General features: G+C 66.3%; 11 protein-coding genes. 9 read left to right on the forward strand and 2 right to left on the reverse strand.

Translation table 11 applies throughout. The annotated features are described in order from the left end of the window. Nucleotides 1–22: 22 nt before the first annotated feature. Entirely contained in the window at nucleotides 23–691 is a 669-nt protein-coding gene (locus QN350_RS12545) for a cyclase family protein (RefSeq protein WP_322138161.1), read from the forward strand. 10 nt (nucleotides 692–701) lie between these two features. Continuing rightward, nucleotides 702–1,250 (forward strand): XRE family transcriptional regulator, encoded by a 549-nt coding sequence (locus tag QN350_RS12550; protein ID WP_322138160.1) that lies wholly within the window; start codon nucleotides 702–704, stop codon nucleotides 1,248–1,250. Between the two features lie 67 nt (nucleotides 1,251–1,317). On the opposite strand, the gene QN350_RS12555 is transcribed toward QN350_RS12550, so the two are convergent. Further along, nucleotides 1,318–1,896: a carbonic anhydrase gene (locus tag QN350_RS12555; protein WP_323503344.1), complete on the reverse strand. Its 579-nt coding sequence runs from the start codon at nucleotides 1,894–1,896 to the stop codon at nucleotides 1,318–1,320. Nucleotides 1,897–2,071: 175 nt separating this feature from the next. Beyond that, entirely contained in the window at nucleotides 2,072–2,767 is a 696-nt protein-coding gene (deoC, locus tag QN350_RS12560) for a deoxyribose-phosphate aldolase (protein WP_323516483.1), read from the reverse strand. 482 nt (nucleotides 2,768–3,249) lie between these two features. Between deoC and QN350_RS12565 the strand changes: the two genes are divergently transcribed. The 7 genes from QN350_RS12565 (at nucleotide 3,250) to QN350_RS12595 (ending at nucleotide 11,359) form a co-directional block, all read left to right on the forward strand. Continuing rightward, nucleotides 3,250–3,864: a cation transporter gene (locus QN350_RS12565; RefSeq protein WP_322138156.1), complete on the forward strand. Its 615-nt coding sequence runs from the start codon at nucleotides 3,250–3,252 to the stop codon at nucleotides 3,862–3,864. 292 nt (nucleotides 3,865–4,156) lie between these two features. Then, nucleotides 4,157–5,230: a DMT family transporter gene (locus tag QN350_RS12570; RefSeq protein ID WP_322138155.1), complete on the forward strand. Its 1,074-nt coding sequence runs from the start codon at nucleotides 4,157–4,159 to the stop codon at nucleotides 5,228–5,230. A 248-nt stretch (nucleotides 5,231–5,478) separates the two neighbouring features. Continuing rightward, nucleotides 5,479–7,458 (forward strand): FAD-dependent oxidoreductase, encoded by a 1,980-nt coding sequence (locus QN350_RS12575; RefSeq protein WP_322138154.1) that lies wholly within the window; start codon nucleotides 5,479–5,481, stop codon nucleotides 7,456–7,458. 209 nt (nucleotides 7,459–7,667) lie between these two features. After that, a complete protein-coding gene (locus tag QN350_RS12580) occupies nucleotides 7,668–7,796 on the forward strand; it encodes a hypothetical protein (protein ID WP_322138153.1) in 129 nt (42 codons plus the stop codon). A gap of 5 nt (nucleotides 7,797–7,801) precedes the next feature. Next, nucleotides 7,802–9,496: a mannitol dehydrogenase family protein gene (locus QN350_RS12585; protein WP_322138152.1), complete on the forward strand. Its 1,695-nt coding sequence runs from the start codon at nucleotides 7,802–7,804 to the stop codon at nucleotides 9,494–9,496. After that, nucleotides 9,493–10,563, forward strand: coding sequence for a mannonate dehydratase (uxuA, locus tag QN350_RS12590; RefSeq protein WP_323507866.1), 1,071 nt, complete (start codon nucleotides 9,493–9,495; stop codon nucleotides 10,561–10,563). The genes QN350_RS12585 and uxuA overlap by 4 nt, the downstream gene beginning before the upstream one ends. An 85-nt stretch (nucleotides 10,564–10,648) precedes the next feature. Further along, entirely contained in the window at nucleotides 10,649–11,359 is a 711-nt protein-coding gene (locus QN350_RS12595; protein WP_322138150.1) for a GntR family transcriptional regulator, read from the forward strand. The last annotated feature ends 61 nt before the right edge of the window (nucleotides 11,360–11,420 follow it).

The raw sequence follows: 11,420 nt of genomic DNA on the forward strand, positions 1-11,420 counted from the left end.
AGATATGCAAGAATTATTTACCATGACGAAACAATCGATTGTCGATCTCTCCGTTCCCGTCGGCGCGGGCACGCAGGTCTACCCGGGTGATCCGGTGCTCGAATTCTCCGTGCACAGCACCATCGAGCGGGACGGCTTCAATCTGCTCAACGTGTCCATGGGCTCCCAGACCGGCACCCACGTGGACGCCCCCTTCCACTTCAGCGAGACCGGCCTGAAGATCGACGAGATCCCGCTCGACCGCTTCTTCGGACCCGGCGTCATCGTCGACGCCCGGGCAGCAGGGCCCCGCGGCCGCATCGGCTGGGAGTTCATCGAGCCGGTCGTCGACCAGGTGCAGCCGGGCTCGATCATCGTCCTGCACACCGGCTGGAGCGAGCACTACGGCACCGACCGGTATTTCGAGAACCCGTTTCTCGATGCGGATGCCTGCCGCCGCCTGATCGCGCTCGGCGCGCGAACGTTCGCGATCGATGCGATCAACATCGATGAAACCCCCGATGAAACCCATCCCGGTGAGGGATTCCCCGTGCACCACCTCATTGCGGATGTCGACGGCGTGATCGGGGAGAATCTGACGAATATCGCTGCGATCGACTTCCCTGCGCCGGTGATCTCGCTTCTTCCGATAGCTTTTGAAGCGGCAGATGGTGCCCCGGTGCGAGCTGTGGCGATTCGGCTCGAACCGTAGGGACGTTGAAATGGCACGTCAGATTCCGATTGGAGCGCGGCTCCGCGCTGCCCGGCAGGCCAAGAACCTGACCCTTGAGGCGGTCTCCACCGCGGCGGGGGTCACTTCGGGGTTCCTGAGCCGCATGGAGCGCGACCAGGTGTCGCCCTCCGTCTCCTCCCTCGTCGCGATCTGCGATGTCGTCGGGCTTCGGGTGGGGGAGCTCTTCGAGGCGCCCGCCACCCAGGTCGTGCGCGCCGGCGAAGGGGCGCCGATCAACTTCGGGGGGCAGGGCGCCGAGGAATTCCTGCTGACGCCCGGGGTGCAAACCCACATGCAGGTGATCCACTCCCGCATCCAGCCAGGTGGGTCGGCGGGCCCGGACCTCTACGAGCTCGAGAGCGAAGCGGAGTTCGTCCTCGTTCTGGCCGGAGCTCTCGAGCTGGTCATCGGCGAAGACGTCTTCCTGCTCGACACAGGCGACGCGATGACCTTCCGCGGACGGGATCCGCATCGCTGGCGCAACCCGTCCTCGGCAGAAGCCTGCGAAGTCATCTGGATGCTCGCCCCCGCGCCGTAGATGCACAAGGCCGGCTCGCGCACGCAGGCCTGCCCCTGCACCGCGCCTCAGCGCGGGGTGCGCGGTCTCAGCGCACCGAACCGGCTGCCGTCGCAGCGGGCACCTCGACGAGCCGGCCGGTCGTCACGTCGTAGATGTAGCCGTAGACCGGGATCCCCGCGGGAACAAGCGGATGCGCCTTGATGCGCTCGACGTCCTCCAGCACGCTCGACGCCTGGTCGGAGATGGTCAGCCAGTCGACGTACTTCGCCTCGGTCGAGCCGGGGCCGGTGCCGACGTCGTAGAAGCCGGCCTCGCCGAGGGCGGCCGTCTCGAGGCTGTTGCCGAGCAGTCCGCGGATGACCTCGTCGGTGAAGAACTCCATCCCGCAGTTGGTGTGGTGGATGACGAACCATTCCTTGGTGCCCAGAAGCTTGTAGGAGATGACGAGCGAGCGGATGGCGTCGTCGGAGGCGCGTCCGCCGGCGTTGCGGATCACATGCGCGTCGCCTTCGCTCAGTCCCGCGTACTTGGCCGGATCGAGGCGCGCGTCCATGCAGGTGAGGATGGCGAAGCCCCGGGCCGGCGGCAGGGCGAGCTCTGACTTGTCGCCGAATGCTTCGGCGTAAGCGTTGTTTGCGGACAGGACTTCTTCGAGAACGGTCATGGCTGGTCCTTCACGATGGGGTAAGCGGCCTCGGCTGGCGGACTTTTCGAAAAGCGTAGTCAGCGATTCCGGAACAGGGAACTTTTGTTGCGCAGTGTTCCGTCCGTCGACGACGGCGCACATCGACCAGTTCATCGTGGGCAATGAGATCAGAAACTTTTCGCCCGTGAAGGGGTCAGTAGCTACCGGCCGCTCCGGCCGGGACGGCGCCGGCGAGCAGCGCTGCGCTACCGGAGACGCCGAGGCGGCTCGCGCCCGCTTCGATCATGGCGAGGGCATCGTCGAAGCTGCGGACTCCGCCCGATGCCTTCACCTGGGCCCGGTCGCCCACCGTCCGCTTCATCAGTCGCACGGCATGCACCGTGGCGCCGCCAGCGGGGTGGAATCCGGTGGAGGTCTTGACGAAGTCAGCGCCAGCAGCAACCGCGGCCTCGCAGACGGCGACGATCTCGGCATCGGTCAGGGCCGCGGATTCGATGATGACCTTGAGCACCTTCGGTGCGGGGACGCTGGACCGCACAGCCGAGATATCGGCCTGCACGTCCGCGAAACGGCCGGCCTTGGCGGCGCCGATGTCAATGACCATATCGACCTCGTCGGCGCCTTGCGCGATGGAGAGGGCTGCCTCGGCGGCCTTGATGACGCTGTGGTGCTTTCCGCTGGGGAAACCGCAGACGACCGCGACCTTGAGGTCGGCGTCGGCGGGAATGGTGAGCGGCAGCATCGAGGGGGAGACGCAGACCGAGTACGTGCCGAGCGCGATGGCCTCGGCGACGAGGGCGGTGACGTCGGCGGTGGTGGCTTCGGGCTTGAGCAGGGTGTGGTCGATGTAGCTGGCGATGCTGATGGTTTCGACGAGGGGTGTTGTCATGGGTGGGTCCTTACCTGGTGACGAATTCGGGGAGCCGCGCGACACGGGCGTGAGCGGTTGGCGTGGGGATAGGGCAAGCGTGGTTGCGATCCACGGCGCCGAGCTGGATGCTGCGGCGACCGAGGACTTCCGGCTGCTGCCCGATGCGCTGATCTCCTCGATCAAGACGAGGCGGCGGTCCAGTCCAGCCAGCGAAACCAGGCATCACTCCGGCCGGCTTCGATGGCGATTCGGGCGATTCGGGAGCCGAATACGCTGTGTCGTATCGACGCCCGGAGCCTGTGTCGGCTCACATCTACTCTACGCCGGGCGTGGTGGCGCACAGGCGGGCGCGTGCCGCCGGAAGCGACGTGAGATGGTTCTCCGGCCATACCTGCCGCTTGCTTTCGCACACCCAGGTGGCCGGGCCGGAGGGTGACTCCGCCATCGCGACAACCGGTGCCCAGATGTCGGGAACGGCCGGGTGCTGAGACAATGAGCGCATGCGTTCACCCGGTGCCGTTGATGCCCAGGCGGTTCTCCTCCGGCGGGGGCGGCTGCTCGAGTACCTCACCCTGGGCTGGAATGTGGTCGGGGTCATTGTCCTGGCTGTTCTCGCGGCGATGGCGTCGTCGGTTGCACTCGTCGGGTTCGGCTTGGACAGCCTCATCGAGATCGGTGCCAGCACGGTCGTGCTCTGGGAGCTGTCCGGCACCGGCGAGGACCGGCAGCACCGCGCGCTTCGGTGGATCGGTATCGCGTTCGTCGCGCTCGCCGCATATCTCTCCGTGCACTCGACCGTAGCCCTGGTGTCCCAGCAGCACGCATCGCCGAGCGTCGCTGGAATCGCCTGGACCGGCGTGACCGCCGTGGTCATGTTCGCGCTGGCATTCGGGAAGGCCCGCACGGGTCGCGACCTGGGAAATCCTGTGCTGATCACCGAAGGGCGGGTAACGTTCATCGACGGCTTGCTCGCCGTAGCCGTGCTCGGCGGACTCGTACTCGACCTGGTTCTCGGCTGGTGGTGGGCCGATCCGCTTGCCGGTTATGTGATCGTCTACTACGCGGTTCGCGAAGCGATCCACATCTTCCGGCCGGAAGCTCAGCCTCGGCCATGACCTCGGCCAGTCGACCCGGTCAGAAGGGCCCCGGGTGCCCGCGCCGCGCGGTCTCCGGGTCGATCGGCACTGCTGTCCACCGGGCTTTCCGGATGGGATTCCGAGGGTTCTTCAGCTGTCATGCCGGTCACTCTACGGACCACCACCGACATTCCCGCGGCATCCACCACCCCACAATTCACCTGTGGATAACCCGGTCGGCACCCCTTTGTTGAGGAGAAGCCGTCTCGGAAACCGGTATCCTCGCCACCGTCCCGAGTGCGGTCGCCCGAGCGTCTGAGAGACTGTGCGGATGAATACTTCATCACCGCAGAACAGCTCGAGGGCGGGTGCCCTCGCCAACCGCGGGGTCCAGGCTGCGTTGGTGTCGGCGGTGCTGTTCGGCGCAGGGACGCCGCTGGCCAAGCTTCTCCTCGGCGAGGTCAGCCCGTGGATGCTGGCCGGCCTGCTGTACTGCGGATCCGGGATCGGCCTCGGCCTGATCCGACTGATTCGCCGGTCGCCCAGGGTCCGGCTCAGCCGCGCCGAGTGGGTGCCGCTCTCCGGCGCGATCCTGTTCGGCGGGATCTTCGGCCCGGTGCTCCTGATGCTCGGCCTCTCGAACATGCCGGCCTCCGGCGCATCCCTGCTGCTCAACGCCGAAGGCGTCTTCACTGCCGTGCTGGCGTGGTTCGTCTTCAAGGAGAATTTCGACCGGCGCATCGCCCTCGGAATGCTGGCGATCGTTGCCGGGGCCGTCATCCTGAGCGCTCCGGGCGGGGCGAACTTCGGCAGTGCCTGGCCGTCGCTGGCCATTCTGGGCGCGTGCCTCTGCTGGGGCCTCGACAACAATCTCACCCGCAAGATCGCGCTGACGGATGCGACGTGGCTCGCCGCCGTCAAGGGTTCCGTCGCCGGCCCGGTCAACCTGGCACTGGCATTCCTCCTCGGAGCGCACCTCCCGGCAGCCGGTAACATCGCCGCGGCGCTCGTCGTCGGCTTCTTCGCCTACGGCATCAGCCTGGTTCTGTTCATCGTCGCGATGCGCCACGTCGGCACGGCGCGCGCCGGGGCCTACTTCTCGATCGCCCCATTTTTCGGCGCTGTGCTCGCCATCATTCTCGGTGACGCCGTGACGTGGCCGCTCGTCGTCGCCGGCCTCCTGATGGCTGTCGGGATCTGGCTTCACCTCACCGAACGCCATGAGCACGAACACACGCACGAGCCGATGACGCACGACCACTGGCATACCCACGACGAGCATCACCAGCACGACCATGCCGAACCGGTGTCGCCGGGAACCTGGCACAAACACGAGCACACGCACGAGGCCATCACCCATACCCACGAGCACTACCCCGACATGCACCACCGCCACGAACACTGAGCCTGACAGGTTCGATCCGGCCGTTTCCTCGGGCTCCCCGGCCGTGCCGAGCGTACCGTGGGTAGGGAGGGACCGTCGCGGCTTCTCCGAAGAAGTCGCACCCTTGACAACGATGTTGGCGGATCCACTCAACCAAGGAGGATACCGCTACGTCAATCCTGACTGTCCCAACGATTAAGACTGCACCACCAGCATCCGCTGCACCCACGTCTCCGGCGCCGCCCCGCGCATCCGTTCGATATCGACGCTTGTTCGAGCCGACGAACATCGGGTCGATGGAGCTCAAGAACCGATTCTCGATGGCGCCGATGGGGCCCCTCGGTTTCTCCGATGCGGAGGGCGGCTGGAATTCGCGCGGCATCGAGTACTACGTCGCGCGAGCCCGTGGCGGCGTCGGGCTCATCATCACGGGAATCACTCCCGTCACCAACCCGGCGGAGAAGTTTCCGAACGGCAGTGTGCCGATGCCGATGCGGAACCCCGGAGCGTTCCTTCGTACCAGTCGTGAACTTGTCGAGCGGGTGCACGCCTACGACGCCAGGATCATGCTCCAGCTCGGCGCCGGCTTCGGGCGCGTCATCATGAGTTCCTTCCTGCAGGGCGGCGCGCAGCCGGTCGCTCCGTCGCCGATCAAGCACCGCTGGTCTGAGGCCATCTGCCGCGAGATGACGGTCGAGGAGATCCACGCGACCGTGCGGAGCATGGGAGATTCCGCGGTGCTCGCCCAGCGCGCCGGGTTCGACGGCGTGCAGATCCACGCCGTGCACGAGGGCTACCTGCTCGACCAGTTCGCGACGTCGTTCTATAACCAGCGCACGGATGCCTACGGCGGAAGCCTCGACAACCGGTTGCGCTTCGCCCGGGAGATCGTCGACGAGATCAAGGAACGCTGCGGCGCCGACTACCCGGTCACGCTGCGATTCAGTCCCAAGTCGTTCGTGAAGGACTGGCGAGAGGGCGGCCTACCCGGCGAGGACTTCGTCGAGAAGGGTCGCGACCTCCCCGAAGGACTGGAGGCCGCGCGCCTCTTCGAGGAGTACGGCTACGACGCCCTCGACATCGATGTGGGCACCTACGATTCCTGGTTTTGGAACCACCCGCCGATGTACCAGAAGAAGGGCCTGTACGTGCCCTTCGCCAAGGCGGTCAGCGACGCGGTCGGAATCAAGGTCATCTGCGCCGGCCGGATGGACGACCCGGACATCGCACTCGCGGCGGTCGAGGACGGCGCGACCGACCTCGTCTCGCTCGGCCGCCCACTGCTCGCCGACGCCGACTACGTCAACAAACTGCACAGCGGGCACCAGAACCTGATCCGCCCATGCCTCTCTTGCCAGGAGGGCTGCATGGGCAGGATTGAAGCGTTCGCCGCCATCAACTGCGCGGTCAACCCGCAGTGCGGACGCGAGGCCGAGTGGCGCCTGCACCCGGCCCTGCGGTCGAAGACCGTGATGATCGTCGGCGGCGGAGTCGCCGGGTGCGAGGCGGCCAGGGTGCTCGCGCTGCGCGGGCACGTTCCCGTCATCTATGAGGCCTCCGCGGCCCTCGGTGGAAACCTGATTCCGGGAGGCGTCCCCGATTTCAAGGAGGACGACCTCGCGCTGATCCGCTGGTATGAGGCCACGCTCGCCGACCTCGGAGTCGAAGTTCACCTGAATGCGCGGGTCGACGAGACGATGATCGAGGCATCCGCCGCGGACGAGATCATCGTCGCGACCGGTTCGGTGCCACGGCTCTTCGCGCTTCCGGGCGGCGTGCCAGTGTTCTCGGCCGCCGACGTGCTCGAGGGCGTCTCGGACCCGGGCGCGACAACGGTGATCGTCGGAGGCGGCCTCGTCGGGTGCGAGCTCGCCCTGCACCTCGCCGACCACGGAGTGAACGTCACGATCGTCGAGCAGGCCGAGGACATCCTCGACGTGTCCGGCCCGCTGTGCGAGGCGAACCACATGATGCTGCACGAACTCATCCCGTTCAAGGGCATCGCGACGGTGACGTCGGCCACGGTGCTGCGTGCGACACCGCAGGGTGTCGTCGTGGCCGTCGGCGGCAGCGAGCGGGAGATCGCGAGCGACTCGGTGATCCTCTCGGTCGGCTACGCCTCGAACGACACGCTGTACCGGAGCATCCGCGATTCCGGCAAGGAGATCCACCTCCTCGGCGATGCCCGCAAGGTGTCGAACATCATGTACGGCATCTGGGATGCCTTCGAGGTCGCCTCCGGCCTGTAGGCGGCGGCCTTCGCGCACCGAGCGCGGGTGTTGCGCCCTTCCGCCGGTGGTCCGCCACCCGCGCTGCGGCGCAACACCCGCGCTCGTGCGAGAGCGAGTCTGGGTCTGAACGTGAGCATCGTCTGCATTGACTACTAGTATGGTAGTAGTCAATGCAACCAGGGACCATCCGTCCCCGGACGAGCTCCATCCCCAGGAAGGTGGCGACAATGACCGTCGCACACGCACCAGCACAACCCAAAGCACACGCCGGCACGTACAAGCTGGTCCCGGAGAATAAGGGCAAGACGCTTGAGCAGGTCCAGGTCGAACTGACAACGGCGGGAGCCAAGAACTGATGCTGATGCTCACGACCGAAACCATGCAGAACCTCGTGGCGTTCGAAGCGGCCGGTATCACCGTGCCGCACTTCGACCGCGCCGCGGTTACGCGAGCCACCACGGCGAACCCGGCCTGGATCCACTTCGGCGGCGGGAACCTGTTCCGCTGCCTGCACGCCTCGCTGCAGCAGCGACTGCTCAACGCGGGTGAGAGCGACGTTGGAATCGTCGTCGTCGACACCTACGACGACGAACTGATCGAGACGATCTACCAGGGACGCGACAACCTCTCCCTGACCGTCGTGATGAAGGCGAACGGGGACATCGAAAAGGAACTGATCGCGAGCATCACCGAGAGCCAGTACCTCGCGGAGTCGAACCCGGCAGGCACCGCGCGGGTCCGGGCGATCTTCGCGAACCCGAGCCTGCAGCTCGCCACGGTCACGATCACCGAGAAGGGCTACAACCTGAAGGGCCCGGACGGCGAGCTCTCCGGGCTCGTGCTGGGGGACATCGAGGCGGGCCCGGACCACGCGCGGCACACCATGGCGCACCTCGCGTCGCTCCTCCTCGAGCGCTACCGGGCCGGCGCGACCCCGATCGCGATGGTCAGCACCGACAACTTCTCGCACAACGGCGAAAAGCTCCGCGACGCGATCCTCGTGGTCGCCCGTGCCTGGAAGGACCGGGGCTTCGTCGACGACGGGTTCCTCGGCTACCTCACCGACCCGGCGAAGGTCGCGTTCCCCTGGAGCATGATCGACCGGATCACCCCGAGCCCCTCGGCCTCCGTCGCGAGCGAGCTGCGGGCAGCGGGATTCGGCGACACCGAGATCCTCGTCACGCAGAAGCACACGACGACGGCGCCCTTCGTGAACACCGAGGAGGTCAACTACCTCGTCGTTGAGGACACCTTCCCGAACGGCCGTCCGCCGCTCGAGAAGGCCGGCGTGTACTTCACCGACCGCGACACCGTCAACAAGGTCGAACGCATGAAGGTGTGCACGTGCCTCAACCCGCTGCACACGGCCATGGCGATCTACGGATGCCTGCTGGGCTTCACGTCGATCGCCGACGAGACCGCAGACGAGACCGCAGACGCCGACATTTCCGCCCTGATCACGGGGATCGGCTACCGCGAGGGGCTCCCGGTCGTGACGAACCCCGGCATTATCGACCCGAAGAGCTTCCTCGACCAGGTCGTGGGGGAACGGCTGCCGAACAAGCGCATTCCGGACACCCCGCAGCGGATCGCCTCCGACACCTCGCAGAAGGTCGGCATCCGCTTCGGCGAGACGATCAAGCTCTACCGCAACACCGACACCGTCGACGATCTGACCTTCATTCCGCTCGCGATCGCCGGCTGGTGCCGCTATCTGCTGGCACTCGACGACGAGGGAGAGCCGTTCGAGCTGAGCCCGGACCCGATGAACGAGCACCTGCGCCGGTACGTGAGTGACATCAGGCTCGGCGACCCGGCGAGCGTCGGCAGGCGGCTGCATCCGATCCTCTCCAACCGGGAGATCTTCGGACTGAACCTGTACGACACCGGACTCGGTGCCCGGATCGAGGGGTACGTCGAAGAACTCGTCGCGGGCCCCGGAGCGGTCCGGAGCACGCTGCACAAGTACGCGAGCACCACAAGCACAAGCACAAGCACAAGCACCACAAGCAACGGCACCACAAGCAACACAGAGGAGACAGCATCATGCAAATGACATTTCGGTGGTTCGGACCTGACGACGACAAGATCACGCTCGGGCAGGTCCGGCAGATTCCGGGCGTGCAGGGTGTCGTCGGCGCCCTCTATGACGTCCCGGTCGGCGAGGTGTGGCCCAAGGCCAAGATCGCTCAGCTGAAAGCACAGATCGAAGAAGCCGGGATGAGCCTCGAGGTCATCGAGAGCGTCAACATCCACGACGACATCAAGATCGGGCTCCCGAGCCGCGACCAGTACATCGAGAACTACAAGGAGACCATCAGGAACCTCTCCGAGTTCGGCATCAAGGTCATCTGCTACAACTTCATGCCGGTCTTCGACTGGGTGCGCACCGAGCTGGCCAGGACGCTTCCCGACGGTTCGACGACGATGGCCTACGACCAGTCGATCGTGGACACCATGGACCCCGAGGGCATGGCCGCATCGGTCGAGGGCGACTCGAACGGCTACGTCATGCCGGGCTGGGAGCCCGAGCGCATGAAGGGCCTCAAGGCCCTGTTCGCCCAGTACGCGGATGTCGACGAGCAGAAGCTCTCCGACAACCTGCGGTACTTCCTCGAGGCGATCATCCCGACCTGCGAGAAGTACGACATCAAGATGGCCATCCACCCGGACGATCCGCCCCGCCCGATCTTCGGCCTGCCCCGGATCGTGAAGAACTTCGACGACCTCAAGGCCATCGTCGAGATGGTGGACAGCCCGCACAACGCGCTGACCCTCTGCACCGGCAGCCTCGGTGAGAATCCGGAGAACGACGTTCCCGCGCTCATCCGCTATTTCGCCGGACGCGACCGCGTGCCGTTCGCCCACGTGCGCAACATCAAGCACCTCGGCAACGACAACTTCGAGGAGGCCGCGCACCTCTCGGAGATGGGTTCGCTCGACATCTACGAGATCATGAAGGCCTTCCACGACGTCGGCTTCGACGGGTACATCCGTCCGGACCACGGCCGGATGATCTGGGGAGAGACCGGACGCCCGGGATACGGCCTGTACGACCGTGCGCTCGGAATCGCGTACCTGAACGGGCTGTGGGAAGCCATCGACAAGGGCTCCAAGGCCTGAGTCGTCTGGTCGGGCGGGCCCGGACTGCCGCGCCTGCCCGACTGCGCCGTACCATGCAAGAACACCAGCGCCCCATACTAGAAAGATGACGATGGATTCGGGAGCGATTCGGGCCAGGCCCGCGACCACACGGCGCAACGCCCGCACGCACGCCCTCGAGATCATCCGCCAGAAGATCATCACTCTCGACCTGGCCCCCGGCACCCGGCTGTCCGAGAACGAGCTCGCCGGCCAGCTCGGGTTGTCGCGCACCCCGATCCGCGAGAGCCTCATCCTCCTCGCCGAGGAGCAACTCGTCTTCGTGGTCCCCCAGGTCGGCACGCTCGTCGCGCCGATCCTGCTCTCGGAGATCGAAACGGCCCAGTTCGTGCGTGAGTCGCTCGAGCTCGCGGCCCTGAACGAGTCCGTCGCCCGGGTGACGCCCGACGACATCGCCGAACTCAATGCGATCATCGACGCGCAGCGAATCGCGGACAGCCGCAAGACCCAGTCCGGATTCTTCACCCTCGACGAGGAATTCCACGCGACCCTGATGGGCATCAGCGGCCACGGCTCCGCCTGGCGGACCGTCGCCCAGGCCAAGGCGCACCTCGACAGGGCGCGGCACCTGTCGCTCTCCTTCACCGGGATGAGCGTGCTGATCGACCAGCATCAGGTCATCACCGACTCGCTCGCCGCTGGCGATGGGGATGCTGCCGCGAGCGCCATGCGGGAGCACCTGCGTCGGGTCTTCAACGACATCGCCGCGGTGCGGCAGACCAACCCGGAGCTGTTCACCCTCGACCCGTCCCACTAGGGCTCGGCCCAGGTACCCGGCCCGGGGCGCACCGGGCCGCGCCTCCCAAGTCGCGGCCCCC

The organism is Cryobacterium sp. 10I5 (genome assembly GCF_035019865.1).
GTDB classification, from domain to species: Bacteria; Actinomycetota; Actinomycetes; order Actinomycetales; family Microbacteriaceae; genus Cryobacterium; species Cryobacterium breve_A.